General features: G+C 60.7%; 16 protein-coding genes. 4 read left to right on the top strand and 12 right to left on the bottom strand.

Annotated features, from left to right (window positions below):
- Positions 1-98 precede the first annotated feature (98 nt).
- The 9 genes from C0V97_RS11865 to C0V97_RS11825 form a co-directional block, all read right to left on the bottom strand.
- Entirely contained in the window at positions 99-2,372 is a 2,274-nt protein-coding gene (locus C0V97_RS11865; protein WP_233582125.1) for a TonB-dependent siderophore receptor, read from the bottom strand.
- 150 nt (positions 2,373-2,522) lie between these two features.
- Complete coding sequence (locus tag C0V97_RS11860) at positions 2,523-3,722, bottom strand: cyclopropane-fatty-acyl-phospholipid synthase family protein (RefSeq protein WP_127102795.1); 1,200 nt, start codon at positions 3,720-3,722, stop codon at positions 2,523-2,525.
- Between the two features lie 138 nt (positions 3,723-3,860).
- Positions 3,861-4,439: a 50S ribosomal protein L9 gene (gene rplI / locus C0V97_RS11855; protein ID WP_127102794.1), complete on the bottom strand. Its 579-nt coding sequence runs from the start codon at positions 4,437-4,439 to the stop codon at positions 3,861-3,863.
- A 10-nt stretch (positions 4,440-4,449) separates the two neighbouring features.
- Positions 4,450-4,731 (bottom strand): 30S ribosomal protein S18, encoded by a 282-nt coding sequence (rpsR, locus tag C0V97_RS11850; protein ID WP_023977644.1) that lies wholly within the window; start codon positions 4,729-4,731, stop codon positions 4,450-4,452.
- A 5-nt stretch (positions 4,732-4,736) separates the two neighbouring features.
- Positions 4,737-5,201 (bottom strand): 30S ribosomal protein S6, encoded by a 465-nt coding sequence (rpsF, locus tag C0V97_RS11845; RefSeq protein WP_023977643.1) that lies wholly within the window; start codon positions 5,199-5,201, stop codon positions 4,737-4,739.
- Positions 5,202-5,423: 222 nt separating this feature from the next.
- Positions 5,424-6,014: an N-acetyltransferase gene (locus tag C0V97_RS11840; protein ID WP_127102793.1), complete on the bottom strand. Its 591-nt coding sequence runs from the start codon at positions 6,012-6,014 to the stop codon at positions 5,424-5,426.
- A 16-nt stretch (positions 6,015-6,030) separates the two neighbouring features.
- Positions 6,031-7,980, bottom strand: a complete 1,950-nt coding sequence (gene rpoD / locus C0V97_RS11835; protein WP_127102792.1) for an RNA polymerase sigma factor RpoD — start codon at positions 7,978-7,980, stop codon at positions 6,031-6,033.
- 319 nt (positions 7,981-8,299) lie between these two features.
- The gene (dnaG, locus tag C0V97_RS11830; protein WP_127102791.1) at positions 8,300-10,162 is read right to left on the bottom strand and encodes a DNA primase; all 1,863 of its coding nucleotides are present in this window, start codon (positions 10,160-10,162) and stop codon (positions 8,300-8,302) included.
- Positions 10,163-10,176: 14 nt separating this feature from the next.
- Positions 10,177-10,629 (bottom strand): GatB/YqeY domain-containing protein, encoded by a 453-nt coding sequence (locus C0V97_RS11825; RefSeq protein WP_127102790.1) that lies wholly within the window; start codon positions 10,627-10,629, stop codon positions 10,177-10,179.
- Positions 10,630-10,812: 183 nt separating this feature from the next.
- Between C0V97_RS11825 and carA the strand changes: the two genes are divergently transcribed.
- The 4 genes from carA (at position 10,813) to C0V97_RS11805 (ending at position 17,584) form a co-directional block, all read left to right on the top strand.
- On the top strand, positions 10,813-12,165 hold the full coding sequence (carA, locus tag C0V97_RS11820; RefSeq protein ID WP_127102789.1) for a glutamine-hydrolyzing carbamoyl-phosphate synthase small subunit: 1,353 nt from the start codon (positions 10,813-10,815) through the stop codon (positions 12,163-12,165).
- 3 nt (positions 12,166-12,168) lie between these two features.
- Positions 12,169-15,423 carry a carbamoyl-phosphate synthase large subunit gene (carB, locus tag C0V97_RS11815; protein WP_127102788.1) on the top strand — a complete coding sequence of 1,085 codons (3,255 nt, stop codon included), beginning with the start codon at positions 12,169-12,171 and terminating at the stop codon, positions 15,421-15,423.
- Between the two features lie 403 nt (positions 15,424-15,826).
- The gene (greA, locus tag C0V97_RS11810) at positions 15,827-16,300 is read left to right on the top strand and encodes a transcription elongation factor GreA (protein WP_127102787.1); all 474 of its coding nucleotides are present in this window, start codon (positions 15,827-15,829) and stop codon (positions 16,298-16,300) included.
- Between the two features lie 72 nt (positions 16,301-16,372).
- The gene (locus C0V97_RS11805) at positions 16,373-17,584 is read left to right on the top strand and encodes a threonine ammonia-lyase (protein WP_127102786.1); all 1,212 of its coding nucleotides are present in this window, start codon (positions 16,373-16,375) and stop codon (positions 17,582-17,584) included.
- Between the two features lie 418 nt (positions 17,585-18,002).
- Here C0V97_RS11805 and C0V97_RS11800 read toward each other — a convergent pair whose 3' ends face one another.
- The 3 genes from C0V97_RS11800 to C0V97_RS11790 are packed head-to-tail and all read right to left on the bottom strand — an operon-like array spanning position 18,003 to position 25,422.
- The gene (locus tag C0V97_RS11800; RefSeq protein WP_127102785.1) at positions 18,003-19,016 is read right to left on the bottom strand and encodes a glycosyltransferase; all 1,014 of its coding nucleotides are present in this window, start codon (positions 19,014-19,016) and stop codon (positions 18,003-18,005) included.
- Positions 19,017-19,075: 59 nt separating this feature from the next.
- The gene (locus C0V97_RS11795) at positions 19,076-22,045 is read right to left on the bottom strand and encodes a glycosyltransferase (RefSeq protein ID WP_233582124.1); all 2,970 of its coding nucleotides are present in this window, start codon (positions 22,043-22,045) and stop codon (positions 19,076-19,078) included.
- Between the two features lie 20 nt (positions 22,046-22,065).
- Positions 22,066-25,422, bottom strand: a complete 3,357-nt coding sequence (locus tag C0V97_RS11790; protein ID WP_127102784.1) for a glycosyltransferase — start codon at positions 25,420-25,422, stop codon at positions 22,066-22,068.
- Between the last annotated feature and the right edge of the window lie 40 nt (positions 25,423-25,462).

Genomic DNA, 25,462 nt, shown 5'->3' with positions numbered 1-25,462 from the left:
CAGGACCGCGCCCGGCCCTGATCCGTTTCCGGCCGGGGAGGACTGCCTCCTCCCCCCTCGAAAATATCCCACTATTCCGCATAGCGGCGGTGACCCGTTCAGAATGCCACTGATGTCGCCACAGCAAAGCTGCGCCCCTGACCCCAGCTATTACGATAGGCAGAACCGGTAGGGGCGATGATATATCCCTGATTGAGCAGATTGACCGCGTTGAGCTGAAGGCTCAGTTGTCGGGCGAAGAGCCGTGGAACTGTCCAGGATGCGAAGGCATCAATCGTGCCGTAACCCGGGACCTGGAAACTGTTGTCCAGCGCTGCTGCCCGCGTTCCTACAAGATGAACGCCCCCGCCAACGCGCATCCCGACGCTGCGCCAGGGGAGATTTCCACTCCAGGTCAGGAAGACGCTGCCACTGTTCCTGGGCACGCCGATCAACTGATGCCCCTCGGTGGCTGGCGTGTCGCGCAACGTGCGCGCATCCGTCCAGGCATAGGAGAGAATGGCGCTCCAATGGCGAGTCAGTGCACCGCTCAAGCTCGCCTCAAGCCCTTTCGATCCTGCCAACCCGGTCAAGCGCTGCACTATGTTGCCGTCTGCATCGAGCCCTGCCGTCTGCAGAACATTCTTCTTGCGGATATGATACAGCGCGACATCGGCGGTCAGACCATGATCCTCATACCGCCCACCCAGTTCGAACTCGCGTCCGGTTGTCGGTTTGTATCCACCTTCAAGCACACTACCCGCCGAAAGCTGATTAGCCCCGAAGGATTGTGAGTAATCACTGTAAAACGAGAGGGTCCGGAACGGCTGCCACACCAATGCGGCGAAGGGGAGTGGTTTCGTATAGGAGGCATCGGTCGTTCGAACAAATGGAATACCACTGCCATAGTGCAGCCCGAACCACTGATAGCGCACACCGCCACTGGCAATCAGACTGCTGGTCAGGTGAATATTGTCCTTGAGATACCCCGAGGCGGAATTGATATTCTGCTGCAGATTGCTGTTCGCCGCATTCACGCGGCCGACGGGGGCCAGCCCACCATAGACCGGATTGGCCGGGAAGAATCCCCCCTGATTGGCTGACTGGTAGAAAGCGCCCTGGTTCTGGTTGCGGTTCTCGTAATCGATCCCAGCCGTGAGTTCGTGACGCATGCGCCATAACATGTGATCGGCCAGATAATCAAGCGCCACACTGCCATTCGCACGGATGGTCCCTCCATTGGCACGATACCGGCGCAACAGCACGCCTGTGCGGGGGGAGTAGCTCGATGGATCGGCCTGCCTGTCGTGATAATCGTCGCGGTTATACCCACCAGACAGACGCAGGCGGTCATGGGCGCCAAGGCGATAGCCTAAATGGCTCGCGACAAGGTGACGCGTGCCGAAAGAAGCGGTCCAGGGTTCGTCCACACGCTTTTGCGGGCCTGATATTGGATTATTCCCCATAAAGACAGCACCGCGATCGAGGACATTGTTGTAATCGACAAATTCATAGGCTAGCGCGCCATCCCAGCGCTCCTGACGCCAGCTCAGTGTCGGGGCCACGAGTATCTGCCTGTTGGAGCCGAAATTACGCCAGTAATTCTCGTTCCTGTAACTTCCGATCAGGCGGAAAGCGAACCTCTTCCCAAGCGGTCCGGTGACGTCGACATGGCCATTTCCGCCACCGAGTGAACTCCACTGTGTGCCGAACCCGCCGCCCCAGCGCCTAAAATCGGGCGCTTTTGTCACCACATTGATCACGCCGCCCGGCTCTTGCATCCCATAGAAAAGCGACGCTGGCCCCTTGAGTATCTCCACCCGCTCGGCGGTGTCGCCTTGATAATTACGCCCTATGGGCATGCGTATGCCATCGCGCAGGATCGATCCGTCATCGATCGCCCCGAAGCCACGTTTGACAAGGGCATCCTGCGTCCCGCCAAAATTATTGCCAATCGCCATGCCGGGCACATATTTGGCCATGTCTTCCATGGTCTGGGGCGAGAAATCAGCCAGAGTCTGACGGGTAACGACATTGGTTGTCTGCGTCTGCTGTAAAAAGGGTGTGGAACGCTTATCGCCCATGCTGCTGTCGGACGCGGCATAGCTTCCGCGCTCACCGATGACGGTCAGCACTTCATGGCGCCGACGGACTCGCCCGGCGCTCTCCTGCATGCGCCGCTGGCCTGCGAGGCTAGCGGCGACCCGTCCTGTCCTGCCCCCCTTGCGAAGCGAGGTATGGCCCACGCTGTCTGGGGCAACGCGGCTATCCTCCTCAACAGGTGCGTCGCGCGCCGAGGCATCAGGCGGCGCTAAGGCTCCAAGCGCTGCGATGAGGATGATACCGGGGCCAGGCAGGATCGCCCCACGATATGGGTTGCGAATGTTTCTCATTCGCTAATACGTGACATGAAATGTGACATAACGAAACCGTGAGTCGCGGTTTCGAGAGTCCATTCTTCTTAACAAATCATGACTAGGCCTGTTTGGGATCGTCGCTGACGCGCTTGCCGCCCGGGCTCGCGCGGTTCACTGCTCTTCACCTCAGGGTTGGCAAAGATAGTCCCGGGTCAGCGGTACGGCGTCGATATCGAGCGTGAGCTGAAGCTGAAAATTCATGTGCCCCTGCAGACGAAAGGAGAGTTCAGCGCCGACAAGATAAAATTCGAACATCCGGCAAAAGCGCTCATCGTAAAGCGCCTTGATCTGATCGCGATTTGCGGCGAAGCGTGCGCGCCAGTGCTTGATCGTCTTGGCGTAATGCAGACGCAGGATCTCGCAATCCGTCACCCAGAGGCCTGCACGCTCGACCGAGGGCAGAACCTCGCTCAAGGCCGGAGAATAGCCGCCAGGGAAGATGTACTTATCGATCCAGGGATTGGTCGAGCCCGGCTCATCCATGCGCCCTATCGAATGGATCAAAGCCACGCCGTCAGGCTTGAGCGCCTTGCGTACGGTGCGGAAATAGGTGTCGTAATGGCCGATCCCGACATGCTCGAACATGCCGACCGAGACGATACGATCATAGCGCCTGTCGAGCTTTCGGTAATCCATCAGCTTGAACGTGACCAGGCCCTCCAATCCCGCGGCACGGGCACGTTCACGCGCCACCTGCAGCTGCTCCTGGGAGAGCGTGATGCCTGTCACCTTGGCTCCGTAGTCGCGCGCAAGAGTCAGCGCCATGCCCCCCCAGCCACAGCCAATATCCAGCACATCGAGGCCGGGCCGGTCGAGCAGAAGCTTGGCGGCGATATGGCGCTTTTTCGCAAGCTGCGCTTCCTCCAGCGTCATGTCATCTGACGTGAAATAGGCGCAGGAATACTGACGGTCCTCATCGAGAAAGAGATCGTACAGCTTTCCGTTCAGATCATAGTGATGCGCGACATTGCGACGCGAACGCCGCTGCCCATTCAACTGCCTGAAGAACCGCGTGAGAAAACGGGCCTTTTCCTCAAAGCGACTGAGCATATGATGACTGTCGTGGATATTGAGCATGAGGACGCTCAACACATCCTCGAGCGTACAGTCGACCGAGACGATCGTGCCGTCCATCCAGCCCTCACCAAAAGCGAGACCTGAATTCAGCAGCAAGGCCCTGAGCGCCTTGTCCGTCTTGACATGAATGGCGGCGCTCGGGCCGGGACGCGTGCCTTTATAGAGGCGTTTTTCTCCGCTGGGCAGGATGACCTCAAATGCGCCGGCGCTTATGAATCGCTCCAGAACCCGGTCCAGCAGAAATATCATGGTCGATCCCGCTCTTTTTTCGTCAGTTCAAGTAATTGAACGAGGAAAACCGGAGATCGTCAACAGGGCCGAATAAAACAAAACCCGACTGCCTGAGGCAGCCGGGTTTTGCAGTCAATCGCAGAGCGATACGTCTTTTCAGACGGCTGCGCCTTCGACTTCACCTTCGGTCGCGGCGTCTTCGCCTTCGACTTCGGTTTCGAGGACATATTCGTCCTCTTCAGCGACGATGGCTTCGCCACGTGCCTGACGCTCGGCTTCTTCTTCCGAACGGGCAACGTTCACGGTAACCGGGATCGACACTTCCGGGTGCAGGGCCACGCGGGCCTCGACCAGACCGAGCAGCTTGATCGGCTCGGCAAGAACGACCTGGTTGCGGCTGACGGTCAGGCCAGCAGCGGTCACGGCAATCGCGATGTCGCGCGTCGTGACGGAGCCATAAAGGCTGCCGCTGTCACCAGCCTGACGGATGATGACGACGCTCAGGCCATGCATACGCTCGGCAAGACGCTCGGCCTCTTCACGACGCTTGAGGTTCTGAGCCTCGAGCTGTGCGCGCTCGGTCTCAAAACGCTGGCGGTTCTGGGCGTTGGCGCGAAGCGCCTTGCCCTGGGGCAGCAGGAAGTTACGGGCATAGCCGGGCTTGACGCGGACGATATCGCCCATCTGGCCCAGATGCTCAACGCGCTGCAGCAGGATGACTTCAGTCTGTGACATGCCTGTCTCCTCAGTTCATCACGTAGGGGAGCAGGGCAAGGAAACGGGCGCGCTTGATCGCCTGCGCCAGCTCACGCTGCTTCTTGGCCGAAACCGCCGTGATGCGGCTCGGAACGATCTTGCCGCGCTCGGAAAGGAAGCGGCTCAGCAGACGCACGTCCTTGTAGTCGATCTTCGGCGCGTTGGGGCCGGAGAACGGGCAGGACTTGCGGCGGCGATAGAACGGACGACGGGCGCCGACGGCAATGCGACGGGCGGCCGGGTTGATCTCGTTGGTGTTCTCGTCAGACATCGCGATTACTCCGCATCCATCTCGGCACCCTCGCGGGCGCGGTATTCTTCACGATCGTCGCCACGACGGCCGCCACGGCCGCTGTCGAAACGACCAGCAGGCTTGGAGTTGCCACCACGGAAATTGCCGCGATCGCCACGATCATCGCCCTTGCGGGACAGGATCGGAGACGGGTCCTGGGTGATTTCCTCAACGCGCAGCGTGAGAACGCGCAGAACGTCTTCGTTCAGGCTCAGCTGACGCTCCAGCTCACGGATCTGGTCCGGGCGGGCATTCAGGCCGAGAAGGACGTAATGGCCCTTGCGGTTCTTCTTGATGCGGTATGCGAGCGAACGCAGCCCCCAGAACTCGCGCTTCTCGATGGAACCGCCATCCTGGGTGAGGAGGGTTTCGATCTGCTCGACGAGGGTTTCGACCTGCGCCTGCGAGATATCGTTACGTGCGATGAGCACGCTTTCGTACAACGGCATATGAGCTCCCTTCGGATTGCTTCAACCCAACCATCCGACCGGGACCGGTCGGATCAGCGCCTCTTCCACAAGGCTCGGGTATAGCCGGGACGATGCCTTCGTCCGGCAGGGAAAGGCGGCATAAAGCACATACGCTCATGCAGGGGCAAGAGTTTTCCTGCATTTGCCTGCAGGAGCACGCACTTGAGTTCTGAGCAGGGCCCAACCGGGAGCCGGAGGATTTTAGATCCTGGGGGTGAGAAGATGCGCTGGAAGCGTCAGACCCAGATCATCAGGCACGGCCCAGTGCTCTTCCTCAACCATGATCGGCACAAACCCGGCAGCCTTGTACGTCGGCAGCGCGTTGGGATGATCGGCGGTACAGGTATTGACCCGCATCACGCGTGTCTGCCTCTGCCAGCCATGGCTGATGGCCGCTGTAAGTAGTTTGCGCCCGAGCCCTTTGCCCTGCGCGCCCGGCACCAGGCCAAGATAGGACAGATAAGGCGTCTCAGGCTTGTGCAAATCGAGCTCGAAGAACCCCACAACCCCCTCAGGTCCGAGCAGACGCCAGATCTGGGTGTGTCGCGAGGAGATGATACGATGCAGGGTATCGTAAGGCATCATGTACCGCATCCACCAGCAATGCGGCGCACCGACCAGACGATACAGCGCCAGATAGTCCTCATTACTGGGATGCCAACGCTCGAGGCGGTAACTCTCGGGCCAGCCTATATGCGCCGATGGCGGTGGCCTGAGACGCTCGAGAAACGTCACCTCGACCGTGACTTCGGTCGTGGGACGCTCCGGTACTGTCTCAAACCTGGGCTCCATGAGCCATCCCCGCCGATCAGTTGTCGTCGAGGAAGGAACGCAGCTTGCGACTGCGGCTCGGATGTTTGAGCTTGCGCAACGCCTTTGCCTCGATCTGGCGGATACGCTCGCGGGTCACGTTGAACTGCTGCCCGACTTCTTCCAGCGTATGATCGGTATTCATGCCAATACCAAAGCGCATACGCAGCACACGTTCCTCACGCGGGGTGAGCGAGGCCAGAACGCGCGTGGTCGCCTCGCGCAGATTGGTCTGGATCGCGGCATCGAGCGGGATGACAGCGGTCTTGTCCTCGATGAAGTCACCCAGATGGCTGTCTTCCTCGTCACCGATCGGGGTTTCGAGAGAGATCGGCTCTTTGGCGATCTTGAGAACCTTGCGCACTTTCTCAAGCGGCATACCCAGCTTCTCGGCCAGTTCCTCAGGCGCGGGCTCACGCCCGATTTCATGCAGCATCTGACGGGACGTGCGCACGAGCTTGTTGATCGTCTCGATCATATGCACCGGGATACGAATGGTGCGCGCCTGATCGGCAATCGAACGCGTGATGGCCTGACGGATCCACCATGTCGCATAGGTCGAGAACTTGTAGCCGCGACGATACTCGAACTTGTCCACCGCCTTCATCAGGCCGATATTGCCCTCCTGAATCAGATCCAGGAACTGCAGACCGCGATTGGTGTACTTCTTGGCGATCGAGATCACGAGGCGGAGATTGGCCTCGATCATTTCCTTCTTGGCGCGGGTGGTATCACGCTCGCCGCGCGAGACCACGGCATAGACACGACGGAACTCGCCTACCGGCAAGCCAGTGCTATGCGCCAGATCTGCCACCTGATTACGCAGATCGATGATCTGCTCGGCATAGCGCGTCGTGAAATTCTTCCAGGATTTGCCGGAAAGTGCCGAGACGGAGGCCAACCAGTTGGGGTCGAGCTCGTAGCCGCGATATTTCTGCAGGAAGTCGTCACGTGATACGCGGCAGCTTTCCGCCATGCGCAGCATGCGACCTTCGAGGTTGTTCAGGCGCTGGAACTGCACCTTGAGCTGGGTCACAAGCTCCTCGATGCGGTTGTTGTGGAGATGGACCTGCTCGACCATCTTCACGAGTTCCATGCGGAGTTTCTCGTACTCCTGCTCGGAAGAGCCGCTGGTTTCGGATCCGCTGGTCAGGGTCTCGATACGGCGCACCTGCAGCGCGCGCAGCGTATCGTAAAGAGGCTCGATTGCCTCGAAATGGGCCAGGATTTCGGGCTTGAGCTTTTCCTCGAGCGCAGAAAGGGACAGACCGGAGCTCTCCGGGTCGCCGCCTTCCTCGTTTGCGGGCTCCTCGTCGAGGTTATCCTCGTTCTCTTCCCCATTCTCGTTCTCGGCGGTTTCCTCCTCGGAAGGACCGCCCTGCATGGCCTCCAGATCGACGATGTCGCGCAGCAACATCTCGCCTTCCTTCAGCTTGTCATGCCAGGAGATGATGGCGCGGAAGGTCAGCGGGCTCTCGCACAGCCCGCCGATCATTTCATCGCGACCGGCTTCGATGCGCTTGGCAATGGCGATTTCGCCCTCGCGCGACAGCAGCTCGACCGAGCCCATTTCGCGCAGGTACATGCGTACCGGGTCATCGGTACGGCCTGCGCTCTCGCTCACATTGCCAGTTGGGGATTCTTCGGCGTCCTCAGCTTCTTCCTTTTCCTCGGATTTCTCCTCGGGTTCGTCAGAATCCTCGTTTTCCTCATTCTCGACGACCTGGATTCCCATTTCGGAGAAGATCGCCATGATGTCTTCGATCTGCTCAGAAGACATCTGGTCCTGCGGCAGGACAGCATTCAGCTCGTCGAACGTGATATGGCCGCGCTCACGTCCCTTGGCGATGAGCCGCTTGACCGCACCGGATTGCGTGTCGAGGACATTGGTATCGCCGTCCTGGTCCTGCGCGTTCCGCTCCGTTCCCGTGGCCGCTTTCGTCGCCATACCCTACTCCCTGCTCCCGCACGCCCTATCGAACGCCACGCATAAAACCAGCCATGAAAGAAACGCGCTTGGCCAGCGCTCTGCAAGCACAGAACGCCGACCCGCCCGTCAGCCCCAGGGCTGACCTCTCTTCCAATTGCGATCCACCAGCGCGAGCGCCAGCAATTTCGGCATCGTGCAGGTGGGCGATACGCGCCCCGAAGTCAAGGGTAGGGGTCGCTCTTTTCGAGTCGCGCCTTTGGCTGGGCTCCGCGTTATTCCCCGTTATCCCTATCTATCGGCGCGCGCTCCCTGAACATTTGAGGCTTTCAGGGAGAGTTCATCCCTCATCCTCATCGCCTTCTTCCCCGCGGCGCAGGCGATCGAGGGTACGCAGGCGTACAAGCAGCGCGTCAGGCAATCCTTCAAGGGACGGATTGGCCAGCGCGGCCTGCATGTCCTGCTCCACTTCGCGCACAAAGGCAGGGAAATTGACGAGCCCGAAGAAATGCCACCACTGCTGTATGGGCTCCAGGCTGAACAGACCGTTCTTTTCCGCCTGAGCCGGGGGGAGTACGCCGCGCTCAAGAAGTCCCCGGGCCTCATCACCAAGCCCCTCATCATCCAGCGCTACGAGACAGGCCGCTGACGTGAGGGCCTCGGGATGCGTGTCTGCCCGCGCTCCGAACCAGTCCAGAACGGCGTCGCGCAGCTCATCCAGAGGATGAGGCAGATCAAGGCGCCCATAGGGATCCTCGATCTGCGGCAGGATGGCGGGATGACGGAGCACCAATGTGGTCAAGAGACGCAGCCGCTCCAGCGCCCCGCTGCCGACCTCGATTGTCCGCGCCCTGTTCTGCCGCGCGCCGCCTCCCGCCCCACCCTGACCGGACGTGCGCCGTGCCGGCATACCCCGTCCGGTGCCACCCCGCCCGCCACCGCGCTGGGCGGAGGCAAAAAAACGATCCATCAGCGCGCGTCGATACTCGGACGCCAGATCCTTGTCCGCAATCAGTGCCGCAGAAGCCTCAAGCCGCTTCTTCAGCGCCGCGCGCTGTTCGGGCACGTCATGCTGCACCCCAGACAGCATGAGCTGGAACAACTCATCCGCAAGCGAACGCGCGCCATCAATCACCTGACGCATGGCCTGAGGCCCATCACGCCGGATGAGGCTATCCGGGTCGTCCTTGGGATCGAGGCGACAGAATTTGAGACTGCGCTCAGGCGATAGCAGGGGCAATGCCAGTTCGGCGACACGCAGCGCGGCGCGCGCGCCCGCCGCATCGCCATCGAGACAGAGAACGGGGTGGGACGCTTCGCGCCAGAGCAATTCCAGCTGCTCTACTCCCATCGCGGTGCCGAGCGGTGCCACAGCGGCCTCAAACCCGGCCTGAGCAAGGGCGATGACATCCATATAGCCTTCGGCCACGATCAGGGTCTGACCAAGGTCACGTAAGGCGTTACGCGCCTGATCCAGATTATAGAGGGCGCGGCGCTTGGAAAAGAGCGCCGTCTCGGGGCCGTTCACATATTTGGGCTGGGCATCACCCAGCGTCCGCCCTCCGAAAGAGATCAGCTTGCCGCGGCGGTCGCGTATGGGAAACATCACGCGTGAGAAGAACAGCTCGCCCCTCGGTGCGCCATGCTCATCCACACGCATCAACCCGGCCTGCATGAGCTGATCCGCCGTGATGTCCTGCCCGCGCAGGGCTTCGAGCAGGGCGCCGCGCCCTTCCCCCGCCCAGCCCAGGCCAAACCGCTCGATCGTGGCATCGGTCAGGCCGCGACGACGCAGATAGGCCAGAGCCTGACGTCCGGCCGGGGCGTAAAGCGCCTGACGATAGACGTTCTGCACCGCCTCCAGCACATCGCCCAAAGAGCGTGCCTCGCGGGAGCGGGCCTCCTGCCTCGGATCCTGACGCGGCATGTCGAGCCCGGCCTCATTGGCCAGTTGCTCGACCGCCTCGGGAAAGCTGCGCCCCTCGCTCTGCATGACGAAGGAGATCACATCGCCATGCACCCCACAGCCGAAGCAATGGAAATGATCGTCATAGACATAGAAGGACGGCGTCTTTTCCCCATGGAAGGGGCAGCATGCCTTCCAGTTGCGGCCCGAACGGCTGAGCTTGGTGCGACGCCCGATCACCGCCGCGATGGGGGTGCGGGCGCGCAGCTCGTCCAGAAAACCGGGATCGAACGCCATGCTTCAGCCTGCGCTCAGGAGAGGCGGGCTTTGACGACGGGATTCACGCGGCCCATATCGAGCGCGCTGCCGAACTTTGCCTTGAGCACGCCCATGACCTTGCCCATTTCCTTCATGCTGGTGGCACCGGCCTCGGCGATGGCGGCGTCGATCTCGGCATTCAGCGTCGCCTCGTCCATCTCAGGCGGGAGGTAGGTCTTGATCGTCTCGATCTCGGCCTCTTCCTTCTCGGCCAGTTCGGGGCGACCGCCCTCGCGATACATGGTGGCCGATTCGGTGCGCGACTTGATCATGCTGCGCAGCATCGGGAGGATATCCTCATCCCCAACTTCCTTGCCATTGGCGCGCGCCGCAACATCAAGGTCCTTGATGCGCGCAGTGATGCCACGGATCTGCGCCACGCGGTCCATTTCCTTGGCCTTCATGGCAGTCTTCAGGTCGTTCGAGATCGTCTCTCTCAGGGACATAGTCTTTCCTTTCCCGGCTCTGGCGCAACGGCCAGTCCGCATTCTCGCCCTCAGCGCGCGGGAATATTTTTCCCACATTTCGGGCCACCTGAAGGAGTGGGAAAAAACTTCCCATTCCCCTCTCAAGCGCCTATCTAGCACCAAGACCACGAGCGTCCGAGAGAAAAGGACGGGAGGACAGCCATGGACATCGAAGAGATCATCGAGAAGGCAGGCGGCGCCGAGGCGCTGGCAGGCCTGACCGGCGTCGGCACCGAGGCCATACGCAAATGGCGCCAATCGCGCGCCATCCCCGGCAAGCACTGGGCGGCACTGCTGCGCCTGCCCGGCATTTCCCTCTCGGACCTCGATCCGCAGACGCCTCAGGAGGATAGACCGACCGTGACCGATACCTGCCCTGAAGGCGCGAATGCCGCCCTCGTTCTGGCCGATGGCACCGTTTTGTGGGGCGTCGGCTTTGGCGCCCATACCGATGGCGCCGCCATTGGCGAGCTCTGCTTCAATACCGGCATGAGCGGCTATCAGGAGACGCTCACCGATCCGTCCTTTGCCGGGCAGATCGTGACCTTCACCTTTCCACATATCGGCAATGTCGGCACGAATGCCGAGGATGACGAGGCCCAGCGCGTGGCCGCACGCGGCGTTGTGGTGAAGGAAGACGTGACCCTGCCCGCCAACTGGCGCTCGACTCAGACCCTCGCCACGTGGATGATCGGCCAGAACCTGCCCGGTATCTCGGGCATCGATACGCGCCTGATCACCCGCCGCCTGCGCGATGGCGGCCCCCAGACCGCCGTCCTCGCCTTCCCCAAGGACGGCCAGTTCGACCTTGGTGCCTTGCGCGCCCAAGCCGTTTCATGGCCCGGCCTCGAAGGCATGGATCTGGCCAAGGACGTGACCTGCACCCAGAGCTACTCCTGGGAGCTGGGCGTCTGGCAGAAGCCTGCCGCGGAGCGCAGCACACGCCGACGCGTCGTGGCTGTCGATTATGGCGCCAAGCGCAACATCCTGCGCTGCCTCGTGACGGCAGGCTGCGACGTGACCGTGGTGCCTGCTACCGCAACGGCGGAAGAGATCCTGCGCCACAACCCCGAGGGCGTGTTCCTCTCCAATGGTCCCGGTGACCCGGCCGCGACCGGAATCTACGCGGTTCCCGCCATAAAGGGCGTGCTGGATGCGGACATCCCCGTCTTCGGCATCTGCCTCGGCCATCAGCTTCTGGCTCAGGCTCTTGGGGCGAAGACCTACAAGCTGGAGCGCGGCCATCGCGGCGCGAACCAGCCAGTCAAGGATCTGGCTTCAGGTCGCGTGGAAATCACCAGCCAGAATCACGGCTTTGCGGTAGATGACAAATCCCTGCCAGAAGACGTGATCATCACCCATACCAGCCTGTTCGACGGCTCGAATGAGGGCATTCGCAGCACCAAGCTCGATGCCTTCTCGGTTCAGTATCATCCCGAGGCCAGCCCGGGACCGTCCGATTCATTCTATCTCTTCGAGCGCTTCGTCGCGCTCATGGACAAGAAGGCAGCCTGATCCATGCCGAAACGTACAGATATTTCGTCGATCCTCATCATCGGCGCCGGCCCCATCGTGATCGGCCAGGCCTGCGAGTTCGACTATTCCGGCACCCAGGCCTGCAAGGCGCTGAAGGAGGAAGGCTATCGCGTCATCCTCATCAACTCCAACCCGGCCACCATCATGACCGATCCGGGTCTGGCCGATGCGACCTATGTCGAGCCGATTACCCCGGAATTCGTCGAGCGCATCATCCTCAAGGAAAAGCCCGACGCGGTTCTGCCGACGATGGGTGGCCAGACGGCTCTGAACGCCGCCATGGCGCTCGACAAGTCCGGCTTCCTCAAGAAGCATAATGTCGAACTGATCGGCGCCAATGCCGAAGTCATCGACCGTGCGGAAGACCGTCAGAAATTCCGCGAGGCCATGGACGAGATCGGCGTGGAATCCCCGCGCAGCACCATCGCCCATACCCTGGAAGAAGCCCGTGCGGCACTGGACTCGGTCGGCCTGCCCGCCATCATCCGCCCCTCCTTCACCATGGGTGGCGCTGGTGGCGGCATCGCCTATAACCGTGAGGAATTCGACCAGATCGTCGCTGGCGGTCTCGATGCCTCCCCCACCACCGAGGTTCTGATCGAGGAATCCGTGCTGGGCTGGAAGGAATTCGAGATGGAGGTCGTCCGTGACAAGGCGGATAACTGCATCATCGTCTGCTCCATCGAGAATATCGACCCGATGGGCGTGCATACGGGTGACTCCATCACCGTCGCCCCGGCCCTCACCCTGACCGACAAGGAGTATCAGAAGCTCCGCGACATCTCGATTGCCTGTCTGCGCAAGATCGGTGTCGAGACGGGTGGGTCAAACGTGCAGTTCGGCATCAATCCCGATGATGGGCGTATTGTCGTCATCGAAATGAATCCGCGCGTGTCACGCTCCTCGGCGCTGGCCTCCAAGGCGACGGGTTTCCCCATCGCCAAGATCGCGGCCAAGCTGGCCGTGGGCTACACGCTGGACGAGCTCGCCAACGATATTACAGGCACGACGCCCGCCAGCTTCGAGCCGACCATCGACTATGTCGTGGTGAAGATTCCGCGCTTCACCTTCGAGAAATTCCCCGGTGCCCCTGCCCTGCTCTCGACCTCGATGAAGTCGGTGGGTGAGGCCATGTCGGTCGGTCGCTCCTTCGCCGAAGCCCTGCAGAAGGGTCTGCGCTCGATGGAAACGGGGCTGACAGGCCTCGACCCCGTCGAAGCCCCGGGCGACGGCTCGCTCGATGCCTATCGCGCCGCGCTCTCCGAGCCGCGCCCCGAGCGTATCCTCATGGCCGCACAGGCCATGCGCGCCGGGCTGTCGCTTGAAGACATCAACGCTTCCTGCCGCTTCGAGCCCTGGTTCCTGCGTCAGCTGCACGATATCATCGTCACCGAGAACGAGATTGCCGCCAATGGCCTGCCCAAAGATGCCCGCAATCTGCGCCGCATCAAGGCGCAGGGCTTCTCCGACCGCCAGCTCGCCCGCCTGACGGGCCAGAGTGCCGAGGACGTCGCCGCATTCCGTCTCAAGCTTGCCGTGACTCCGGCCTATAAGCGCATCGATACCTGCGCAGGCGAGTTCGCCTCCGACACACCCTATCTCTACTCGACCTATGAGGGCGGGTTCGGTGTGCCGGAATGTGAAAGCCGTCCAACCGACCGCAAGAAGATCATCATTCTTGGCGGTGGCCCGAACCGTATCGGACAGGGTATCGAGTTCGATTATTGCTGCGTCCATGCTGCCTATGCGCTGCGCGAGGCCGGGTTCGAGACCATCATGGTCAACTGCAACCCCGAGACTGTCTCGACCGATTACGACACGTCGGACCGTCTCTATTTCGAACCGCTGACCGATGAAGATGTGATCTCTCTCATCCGCACCGAACAGGCTGGTGGCGAGATTCTGGGCTGCATCGTGCAATATGGTGGCCAGACCCCGCTGAAACTGTCGCGTGCGCTTGAAGCCGCTGGTATTCCGCTGCTCGGCACCCCGGCTGACGCCATCGACCGTGCAGAAGACCGCGAACGCTTCCAGGCCCTGCTGCGCAAGCTTGGCCTGCGTCAGCCCGAAAACGGCATTGCCCGTACGCCGGGTGAAGCCGAAGCCGTGGCCGAAAAGGTTGGCTACCCGGTCGTGGTTCGTCCGTCCTATGTGCTGGGCGGCCGTGCGATGGAGATCGTCTATGATCCGGCAGGGCTCCAGCGCTATCTGCGCAATACGCTCGTTCTGGCCGGGGCCGAGGTCTCTTCCGGCCCGATCCTACTCGACCGCTATCTGAACGACGCCATCGAAGCCGATGTGGACTGCATCTGCGACGGACAGGACGTATATGTGGCGGGCGTGATGGAGCATATCGAGGAAGCCGGTATCCATTCCGGTGACTCTGCCTGCTCGCTGCCGCCCTATACCCTCTCCCCCGCCATTGTGACCGAGCTGAAGGCCCAGACCGAAGCCATGGCGCGTGAGCTGGGCATCGTCGGCCTGATGAACGTGCAATACGCCATTAAGGACCACGAGGTCTTCGTGCTCGAGGTGAACCCGCGCGCCTCGCGCACGGTGCCTTTCGTCGCCAAGGCGACCGGCGTGCCGGTGGCCAAGATCGGCGCCTGCGTGATGGCAGGCGCCAAGCTTTCGAGCTTCAAGCTCGATGGCGATGCCATTGCGCCCCATGTGGCGGTGAAGGAAGCCGTCTTCCCGTTCCATCGCTTTGCCGATACCGACACGATCCTCGGGCCGGAAATGCGCTCGACGGGTGAAGTCATCGGGCTCGACAGCAGCTTCGAGCGCGCCTTTGCCAAGTCACAGCTTGCTGCCGGCGTGGTGCTGCCCCAGTCGGGCGCCGTGCTGCTTTCGGTGCGCGATGGTCACAAGACCCAGGTCCAAGCGCTCGGTCGCAAGCTGATCGAGATGGGCTTCAGCATTCTTGCCACACGCGGCACGGCAGCCCGCCTTGAAGAGGCAGGCATTCCCGTCAAGCGCGTGAACAAGGTGCTGGAAGGCCGCCCGAACTGTGTGGATGCCATCCGCTCGGGTGACGTGCAGCTTGTCATCAACACGGCTCAGGGCGCCCAGGCCGTACGCGACAGTTTCGATATCCGTCGCTCCTCGCTGCTCGGGGGCCTACCCCATTTCACCACCCTCGCGGGCGCGCGGGCGGCGATCTATGCCATCTCGGCCATCAAGGATGGCGGGCTGGATGTGGCGCCGCTTCAATCCTACTTCAAACGCGCCTTCTGAGGCGGCGGAGCTTTGTCCCTTTCCCCTGCCCGATTTTTTGACCGGGTGGGGGTTTGGCGAGGCTCTGCCACGTGCTCCGGAAAGGGGGTCGCCCCTCTCATCCTTATTCCACGGGTGCCGTGCATTCCTGCGTCGCCACCTCCGGTAGAGGATCTCCAAAGGGCGACCGCCCTCTGACGGGTCTCAGGACGGAGACCTGTTTCCCTTCCCCCATTGATCAACTCTGTACAAAACAGGGTCTCATTCTGAGGCTTGCCTTGAATTCACGCCCCGGAAGCCCTAATTTATCTGATCAAATTGCGGGCGGGGATTGTCTCATGCCCATCCATGCCCCGTGCAGGGCCCCGGGACATCTTGTCTCAGGGCCCTGCGCGAGGGCTGAACTCGTTTTGGGGAATGCGCTGTGCAGAAGATTCCGATGACCGGTGAAGGTTTGACCCGTCTAGAAGATGAACTGCGTCGGCTGAAAAGCGAAGACCGTCCTGCCGTCATCCGCGCCATTGCCGAGGCACGCGCCCATGGCGATCTTTCGGAAAATGCCGAATACCACGCCGCACGCGACCGCCAGTCATTCATCGAAGGACGCGTTCTCGAACTTGAGGAACTGATCTCGACCGCCGAGGTCATCGATCCCTCGCAGCTCTCGGGCGATACGGTGAAGTTCGGCGCCCATATCGAACTGGTCGATGAGGAAACCGACAAGGAAAGCAGCTATCAGATCGTGGGCGTCCACGAGGCCGATATCAAGCTGGGCCGTCTCTCCGTTTCCTCGCCGCTTGCCAAGGCGCTCATTGGCAAATCCGTGGGCGACAGCGTGACCGTACCCACGCCCGGTGGCGACAAAAGCTATGAGATCCTGACCGTCGTTTTCAAATAAGCGGATCAGCATCAGCACGGGCTGGCGTCTGGCTGTTTCGGGCGGCCGGCCCCAAAGCAAGAAAAGAAGACCGTGTCTGAAAGCCTCACCCTCTCCTTCGCCGATATCCTTGCCGCTCATGAGCGGATCGCCCCGCATATCATGCGTACGCCCAGCATTCGCTGCGCCGCGCTCTCCAAGATGACGGGCGCGGATATCTGGCTGAAGCTCGAGAATTTGCAGGCTGTGGCCTCGTTCAAGGAGCGTGGCGCTGCCAACAAGCTGGCGCTCCTGAGCACGGATGAGAAAAAGCGCGGCGTGATTGCCGTCTCGGCGGGCAATCACTCTCAGGGCGTGGCGCGTCATGCCAGCCTGCTCGGCATTAATGCCACCATCGTCATGCCCCGTCATACCCCTTCCGCCAAGGTGGAACGCACACGCGGCTGGGGCGCTCATGTCGTGACCGATGGCGAGGATTTCGCCGAGGCCTCACTCGTCGCCGAAGAGATCCGTCAGAAGCACGGCCTCGTTCTGGTGCATCCCTTCAATGACGTAGCCGTCATGGCCGGTCAGGGGACATTCGCCATCGAGCTGATAGAAGATAGTCCGGCGCTCGATTATCTTGTTTTGCCCATTGGCGGCGGCGGGTTGATCAGTGGCTCCGCCATCGCGGCGGCCGCTCTCAGCCCCAACACGAAGATCATCGGTGTCCAGGTCGAGAGCCATGCCTCGCTCTCCGCGTTCCCCGAAGCAGCGGTTCAGGCGCGCGGCGGCTCTACCATCGCCGAGGGCATCGCCGTCATGCAGATTGGCAATACCTGTTTCGAGACGGTCAGCCCACTCCTGGATCGGGTCCTGGTCGTGACCGAGTTGCAGGTGGAATCCGCTATTGCCCATCTGGCCGAGCAGGCGAAGCAGGTCTCTGAAGGCGCTGGCGCCGCAGCACTCGCCGCCGTCATGGCCTATCCCGAAATCTTTGAGGGCAAGCGTGTGGCCCTGCCAATTACGGGCGGGAATATCGGCACGCGTATCTTCGCCAATACGCTGCTACGCGCGCTGCGCCGCGACGGTCGCCTGCTGTCGCTCACCTTGCAGATACCTGATCGCCCCGGCGTTCTGGCTGACATCTCGACCCGCATCGGTAATGCGGGGGGTAATATCATCGAGGTATCTCATCAGCGTCTCTTCGCTGCGCCTTCGGTTCAGACGGCGGAGCTGGAGATCATGATCGAAGCCCGAGACGGCACCCATGCCGATCAGATCGAGGCCGATCTGCGCAGCCACTATCATCTTGTGCGTGGCTAAGGCTCTGCCCGCTCACTACGAGCGGGCATCTGCGCGGAGGTGACTCGTCCTCCGCTTGACGGAATCGATCCGGCTGTACCCATCCGGCAGGGCATAAAACGTAGTCCGCTATGCCTTGTCGTAAGGGGCTCATCTTCCCTACTCGCCCTGGCAGCATATCCTGTGCAGAAAGACACATGGGCACGGTCTTGTCCCAGCCGACGCGAAAATGCGGTACCGCGAAGACAATCAGCGATAGCGGATCAACGAGCGTAATTTAGGATGCATTCCTGAGCCGCATCTGCGGCAAAGCATGCGGTATCCATGGTAACCACAGGATAACTCACCGCGCGTTCTTCCGCGCGTCTCGCGCTTGCGAGCGCATGAGGCGCGCTCACGGACAGGGACTCTCATCGCCCTGCCCATGAAACCGAGAGATTCAGACCTCGAGGAACCCCTCACGCTTCAGAACCTCGATGGCCGCACGGATACGGTGGCCGTAGGTATGCTCGCTCATGGTCCGCTCCTGAGCGCGACGGGCCATTTCGATGCAGAGCGGCGTATCGTCGATATAGCGCGCCACGAGACGGTCAAAATCGATCTTGTTCGAGAAAGTCGGGATCTCTTCAGCCGTGAAATAGCGGCGCAGTTCGTACGTGTCTTCATGGAAGACCTGGAACGCCCCCGCTGCTGCCGCCTCAAACGTGCGCGGCCCCGGCGTGGAGGGAGCGATCATGAAGCGCTTGTTCTCGAAATGAAGCGAGCGGCCAAGATTCAGAACGAGCTTGGAGCGGCGGTAGAGTTCGATCAGCTGAGCTTTCTCGATACGCGCATCGGAAAAGCCGATACCAAACTCACCCCAGCCCGGACCGATGATCTTGACGTTCAGGTTGCGCAGTGTCGGCATCAGGTTGCGCACGATATCCTTGCGGCTCGTGAACGCCACGCCACAGAACAAGACGTCGATCGATTTCTCTACCTCAGCCTCGATCGGCGCGTAATGCAGCTTTCGGCTCGCCGCAAGAGGCAGATGATAGACGCGCTCGCGCTGGTAGAAATTATGGCCCCAGCGATCGCAGGAGAACACCACATCGAAATCATCGGTGATGCGGTAATTCGCATCCTGCTCATAGGGATCTTCTGTAGCCCAGAAAACGGTAATGGCACCGATCTTCTTTGCCTCACGGCATACCTCCCCAAAATAGGTGCTCTCCGGGAGATAGGAGCCGATAGCGAAGACGATCGTCGGTTGCAGGCGCTCGATCGAGGCTGCGGCACCGCTGATATGCACGGCAATCACGTTCTCATCGCCGAAGCATTCCGCCCAGCCATCCATGATCGACTCACGAATCTGAGCGTTGGCCTGGGACTCGTAGCGACCGCCACTGCACACGAGCACACGCTGCGTCCTGCCAGCAGCCTGCGTTTCTCTGGTTTTCTTAACTGCTGACATGAATTCTCAATCCGTTCTTCATTCCGACCGATAGCGGCATTCGCACTATTGATCCTGTCTCAGACATGGCCGCCGGCATGCTCAATGCTGGCTTCAACAATCGCTCCCAGCGCTGTCCTGAACCGCGCAGGATCGCAGTCGCGCTCCACCGCGTGCAAGACGCCGCTGCGAATCATCTTCCATTTTTCTTCGTTCTCGTAGAGTTCGGCCATCGCAAATGCGAAAGCGATCGGATCCTCACTCGAGACACTGACGATCTCTGCACCGTCGCGCCAGGCCATCTGCGTAGCCAAGAGCCGCGTCGCGACCACCGGCAGGCCGAATGACGCGGCCTCATGAACCTTGTAGGGCAGACCGCTCGCATAGCGCGTCGGCGCCACAAAGATGCGATGCGTGGCATAAAGGGCCGAAAGGTCCTCGACCGGTCCCAGCCAGTTCACGCGCTTCGACGCCCGTAACAACGTCGTATCCACAGCTGGGTGAACATATCCCGCGACGGTCAGTTTCACATCCTCGGGGAGATGCTCGTCCAGCTCGGGCAATACATCCTCGATGAGCCAGATGAGGCTATCGAAATTCGGCGCATCGCGCTCATGCAGCGCACCCACGAACAGGAAATCTTTGCGCTCATGAAAAGAGGCCGCATCGGGGCGCAAGGGCATGGAATGGCCGAGTATGCTGACATTGCCATAGCCGGCGCCACGTATGAGCCCGGCATCATGTGCAGACACCGCAATGATCTGCTGACAGTAATGAGCCGCCTCGAGCTCGCGCAACACCATCTCATCCAGAGACGGAAGCGCCTCCTTCGGTGGGTGAAACCGCGCCTTCTCGATCGTCCTCGGCGCTGCAACGACCTCGGTGTCCAGAATGATGCTGCCAGTGGGGAGATGACGGCCCAACTCGGAGAGCACCGGCAGCAGGCGTATCAGGTTATGCGTGCGCCCGATCCAGACCAGATCATAATATCCAGCGCGCTCCTCGATGAAGCCGGCAAGATCAGCCAGATCGCTCTGTGCCATGACCTCGACATCGTCGGGGAAATCCGAAGCAAGATCGTTATAGGTGACAGCACGCGGGAGGACAGGAAAAACGGTAACCTGATAGCCGAGCGCGCTCATCGCCCAGACAAGATCGTTGGAACGCACATAACCTGAACCGAGCGACCGCAACGGGATGCGATCTTCTATGAACAGGATCTTACGACGCGTGCTGCGCGGCGAGCGTGCAAGGACGGCATTGCTCAGATGGGCCGGAAGTTTGTGCCGCAGATAATCCTGATGCTGCCGCCCGAAGATGCGATGATTGATCTGCATCTGTGCGTGAGAGCCAGCTGTCCCGGAACTGCCGAATTCGAGATGCTCGACCATGACCGTCGGATCATAGACGATACGCTGCCCCGAGCGCGTGATCCGCAGGCAGAAATCCGTATCCTCGAAATAGGCCGGTCGATAGATCGGGTCATACCCGCCCAGAGCCCGCGCGATACCACTCCGTACGAGCAGAAACGCGGCGGAGCAGTAATCCACGTCCCTGACAAAATTCGCTTCGGCAATATTGGGATCGTCATCACGGCGATAGCCATAGGTCGCGCCGCCACGCCAGACGATCGACCCCGCCTCCTGCAGCTTCATGTTGCTGCGCACCAGCTTCGCCCCGACCGCAGCAATATCCTCAGCAGCCTGAAGCCGCGACAAGGCATTGCGGATCGCGTTCGGAAAAAGGCGCAAATCATTATTGAGGTAGAGCAGATGGGGCGCACGCACGCGTTCGAGGGCCGCGTTGCAGCCATCAAGATAGCCGATATTATAACGATAGCGCAGGATCTCGGCACCAAGCACATGTTGCTCAATCCGGATGGTCTCGTCCGTCGAGGCGGAGTCTACCAGAATGAGCTGTATCGCGCCCGGGTAATTGGCCCGTAGCGAGGCCAGGGCCTGCATCGTCAGCGTGAATTTGTTATGCAGCACTACGATGACCGAGAGCTCGGGCTCGCCACCATAGGTGAAATCCGGACGATTGGCCTGCCCCATTGCCCGGAGCAGGATACGCGCCTCCGCCTCGAAATGAAGCCGGGTCTGCGCCTCATCTGGGGGAGGCAGATCGATGCTGGTGCCGTATCTCACCCGCTGCGCGACCCAGCAGGCAAAAGTGTCGTTATGGACGCCCGCAGCGATCAGCGCGCGGATATGGGGGCGGTTCGTGACAACCTTGAGCTCGATCCCGTCGATGGGATTGCGCCCCTCGGAAACGCCATTGCGCAGGAAATGGTCGTAGCCGTTGCGGAACGTGCCGTTTTCGATGCTCGGAAGCACATCCACATTGATCCGACAGTAGTACTGCTCGTCAAAATAGGATTGCGGACTGAACTGACGGGGGGTCTGGTTCGCAAGATAATGGTGCAAGAGTGACTTATATCGCCCGGCTGCCACCTCATGAACCGCCTCGGGATAGGTTTGCCCATACCAGATCGGGTCGAAGTACCACGACAGGCGGAACTGATCTGCAAGTTCCGGATGATGCACGATCAGCGTGTCAAACGCACCATGCCCCCCCAGCAATGCACTCGGCTCCGCCTCACCGATCGCGGCAAAGCTGCCCGAGTCCAGAAACCAGTGACCGCTCAGTCCGTCAGCATCGCCCGTTTCCAGGAAATGGTCGTAGCCATTCACATAAAGCCCATTGGCGACCGCAGCGATGACCGGCGTCGCGTGATGGAACCGGTAATAATCCTCCGAGAACAGCCAGTGAGGCGCATGAGTTGCAAAACCCTTCCTGCAGTAGTGATCGAAACCGGACGCGATCTCTCCGCGGCAGATCTGCGCGTAGATCTCGGGATAGGCCTGTCTGTACCACGTCTCGTCGAAGTAGCGGTTCGGCGACAATCCATAAGACTTGCCGATCGTCTCATAATGCTCCTCGGCCCCGCGCAACCCGTTGGCATCGATCTCGTCAACCGCCTTCGGGTTCTCGCGCAGGTACCACTCCTCATCGATGACCCGCCATTTTGGTTTGCGCTCATACTGCATCAGACGGTTCCGCGTCCTGTTCAGAGGGCCAGTTCGGGCACGAGACTCGCTTCGATCATCTGATTGACCTCGTGCACGATCGCGTCCGTCACCTCGGCATGGGCTACCGAGGCAATGATCCCGCCCGTGACCGTAACGACGATATCCAGCGTCTTGATGCCGATCTGCTCACCCACCGCGTTGACGAGGCAGAGCCTGTAGGGGCCATCCATGTCATCGGCATAGCCCGATGCCAGAGAGAGCCAGCCCTCGAAGCCGACGCAGAGCGGTGCATCATCGAAGATCGTCTTCACGTCGTGACGCAGGAAGCGATTGAGCGCGAAGAAGAATACCCCGCCCCGATGACCGCCCACCAGAGCCACCGACATCGTCCCAGCCCGTTGCAGCTGACGCAGGAAGCCCCAGCCACGAATGAACAGATTGGCATCATCGGTCAGCAGCGGTGCCGGATCACCGATCAATCCGCTCAGTGAGTCGATATAATGCTGGAAATCCGTAGCGGCGGGGTGGAAACCGCTGCGGCGTTGCAAGGCACTGAGCTTGATACCACGCAAATTCCCATCCGCATGGGAAACACGCGCGAAATCAAGCATGATCTGATCATTCGATGGGCGCTCGATCCGCAGTTCGCTGATCTTCCCATCCTTGACCGTGATCTCGGCGGAGGTGACCATAAAGGCACCGGCACCGTTGACGATGTTGACCAGGGCAACGCGGAACACGCCCTCACACCATTTACCACGCAGGGCCGCCTGACCGGCAAAGCCCGAGCGGCGAGGTGCATTGGGGTAGATCGACACAACGTCGCCGCGCGCCTCACGAATGCAGGGCAGGAAGATCATTGGCGTCGTTTCGTCGCCGATCAGCACCGCATACATCGAGCCGGCCGAGCTCACGCCCGGCAGGACATGCCAGCCTCGGATATGGAACTCGTAGGCACCGGGGAAATCTTCGGGCTCGTTTTCGGCAAGGACGAAATTACAGACATCGTCGATGTAGTATTCGGCTCCCTGGATCGAGAACCAGTCCGTCACGGGCTCTGGCAGTTCAACCGTCAGATCGCGAATCGTCGGCGGATCGAAAATATGGCGCGGCGGCGCCTGATGACGCCAGGACGCATGCGGGAGCAGGTGTACCTGACCGGCATCGATCTGCATCTCGGCCGTGCCAAGTTCACGTACGGGAGCCGCCTGCTGATACACCTCGCGCATGTCGTTCGCGTAGGTTTCAGCCTGGGTCCAGAGCGCGGGGCTGATAGCGCCCATGATCTTGCGCCGAATGACCTCGGAGGAACGCAGCAGTTCCAGGCGCTCGAGCACCATATTGGCGCGCCCGATAGGCACCTTGAAGCCGTTCACCCCATCCTCGACGCGATCACCCAGCGCGCCGACATCGGTGACGATGGGGATAAGCCCGTTCTGCCAGGCCTCGGAGAGGGAGATGCAATAGGTCTCGGGCCAGATCGACAGGTTGAGCGCAACGTCTGCCACCTGCAGCGCGGCGATGTCCCCGGCGGTGTACCGCCCGTAAACCTTCACGTTCGGGCGCGGCTTTCCATTGATCACCGCGTCATATTCAGGGTGGATATAGCCGAAAATATGGAATTCGAAATGATCGGGATGGGCGATCTCGATCAGGTTCAGAATCGTATCCGCGCCCTTGGTACGCAGGAAGTTACCTACGATCGCGACCTTGAGCGGTCGCTCGCCCAGCGGCTCATAGGCCTTGGGCACGATGGGAATCGTGTTCTCGGGCGAAGGAATGCCGAGGATGAGGCTGCTCTTCTGATCCAGGATCGGATAGATCTCATGGGTCAGGTTGCGCGAATGCTTGGTCCCGAACAGGATCAGATCGACCGAATGAAGCATCTTCGCGATGAAGGCGCGTCGCGTCTGTTCGCCGCCATATTCGATATTCTCGGCGACCTTCAGAATGATGTCGCTCGCAACGACCGATTTCACTTCATCCTCGATATAACGAAGATCCTGGTTGAGGAGGTTGTAGCGCGAGGAGATCAGCCAGAAATCATGTGCCGAGAACACCACCCCGGCCCCGCAGGCCTTGGCGATGATCGGTAGCGACAGAGCATGATGGCCGAGATGCTGGAAGTGGACGATATCGAAATTGTACTGGCTGATAGCGTTTGAGAACGCCATCTCTTCCGGACCATCGCACATGGCGTCCATCCAGCCGACTTCAGGCACATCGTAACGTTCGACCTCCTGACCATTGGCGGTTGTCAGACGGCAATGGGTTCCACGACGCAGCCAGTAGAAAAATTCGATCTCGCGCCCGAGCATGGAACACAGCGTCTGCTGATAGACCTCGACACCACCCCATGCGGCTTCATGAATGGTGGAGTGGGTGCACATCAGCACACGCAGACGACGGCGGCGCGGCGCAATGGCCGCTCCAGGCAGGGTACGACCGAAATTGGCCTGGGTTACCTCGGCAATCCGGCGCAGGCGATGCTCGTAAAGATGGCCCTCGAGCACGGATTTCTGGGCGGCAGAGGCGGCCTCGCGACGCAGATTGCGATCATTCAGCAAAGCCGCGACGGCACTGACCACGCCATCGATATCACGTGCCAGAAAAGTCCCGCCAACCTCGGCGAAATATTTGGTGTCCATGCTCTCGGGTGCTTCGACCACCTGGGCAGCACCGGCGAGGGCCAGCTCATAGAAACGCGGTCCAGGAGCGGTTGCCTGGCTGACATCACCATGGCTCGCATAGTCGCGGAACATGGTAAGGGTGACCGCGCTCGCATTGGCAAAATCGATGAATGCCTCGTGGCTGACCGGGCGCTGGATCGCCAGCTCCGCCAGATCTGCGGGAAGAGGCGGCAGATATTCATTGCCCGGACAGATCAGCTTGAGACGCGCCTGAGGAAAGGCGGCGATGATGCGGCGCAGGGTCTCGACGCGATTGGGCCACATCGTTCCAGCAAAGAAGATGTCGTAATCCAGCGCCTCGGCAGGCTTGATCTCGCGCTCGTGGATGGAAAGGCTTGCCCCCAGGGGCAGATAATGCCCCTTGCCCTTATAATGATCGGCACAGGACGGGTCGTTGGTAAAGACGTAATCGAAGAGATGGGAGTTCTCGACATTGAAATCCCGCATGAAGGGATCTTCGAATGTCCAGAGGATCATCGTCTTGAAGGCCGGGCGGATACGCCGCATGAGCTGGGTATTGATGCGCTGTCCATCGATGCAGATCAGCGTGTCATGCTCACCTGAAGCCGCTGCCGCCGCCAGGGTCATGTTATCGGCCAGAACAATCTGTTCGGCGCCGAACAGGGTACGTGCGGCTCTCTCGACCGCCAGGGTCAGATAGGAATTGGGGTTATGGGTGTAGTTCGTATTGTAAATAACAGCCATGTAGACCCCGCCTGCCGATTTCAGTGACTGACCGGCGTGA

Origin of the sequence: Asaia sp. W19 (genome assembly GCF_003994335.1) — a bacterium.
In the GTDB taxonomy this organism is placed as follows: Bacteria; Pseudomonadota; Alphaproteobacteria; order Acetobacterales; family Acetobacteraceae; genus Asaia.
Note: the sequence above shows the minus strand (reverse complement) of the source record. Positions and strands in the feature narration are given on the sequence as shown.

Bases quoted from the DNA above. Each gene is read 5' to 3' on its own strand.
- rpoD (WP_127102792.1), bottom strand. From the start codon at position 7,980: ATGGCGACGAAAGCGGCCACGGGAACGGAGCGGAACGCGCAGGACCAG.
- rpsR (WP_023977644.1), bottom strand. From the start codon at position 4,731: ATGTCTGACGAGAACACCAACGAGATCAACCCGGCCGCCCGTCGCATT.
- C0V97_RS11840 (WP_127102793.1), bottom strand. From the start codon at position 6,014: ATGGAGCCCAGGTTTGAGACAGTACCGGAGCGTCCCACGACCGAAGTC.
- rpsF (WP_023977643.1), bottom strand. From the start codon at position 5,201: ATGCCGTTGTACGAAAGCGTGCTCATCGCACGTAACGATATCTCGCAG.
- C0V97_RS11860 (WP_127102795.1), bottom strand. From the start codon at position 3,722: ATGATATTTCTGCTGGACCGGGTTCTGGAGCGATTCATAAGCGCCGGC.
- C0V97_RS11865 (WP_233582125.1), bottom strand. From the start codon at position 2,372: ATGAGAAACATTCGCAACCCATATCGTGGGGCGATCCTGCCTGGCCCC.
- C0V97_RS11790 (WP_127102784.1), bottom strand. From the start codon at position 25,422: ATGGCTGTTATTTACAATACGAACTACACCCATAACCCCAATTCCTAT.
- C0V97_RS11800 (WP_127102785.1), bottom strand. From the start codon at position 19,016: ATGTCAGCAGTTAAGAAAACCAGAGAAACGCAGGCTGCTGGCAGGACG.
- rplI (WP_127102794.1), bottom strand. From the start codon at position 4,439: ATGTCACAGACTGAAGTCATCCTGCTGCAGCGCGTTGAGCATCTGGGC.
- C0V97_RS11795 (WP_233582124.1), bottom strand. From the start codon at position 22,045: ATGCAGTATGAGCGCAAACCAAAATGGCGGGTCATCGATGAGGAGTGG.
- C0V97_RS11825 (WP_127102790.1), bottom strand. From the start codon at position 10,629: ATGTCCCTGAGAGAGACGATCTCGAACGACCTGAAGACTGCCATGAAG.
- carB (WP_127102788.1), top strand. From the start codon at position 12,169: ATGCCGAAACGTACAGATATTTCGTCGATCCTCATCATCGGCGCCGGC.
- dnaG (WP_127102791.1), bottom strand. From the start codon at position 10,162: ATGGCGTTCGATCCCGGTTTTCTGGACGAGCTGCGCGCCCGCACCCCC.
- carA (WP_127102789.1), top strand. From the start codon at position 10,813: ATGGACATCGAAGAGATCATCGAGAAGGCAGGCGGCGCCGAGGCGCTG.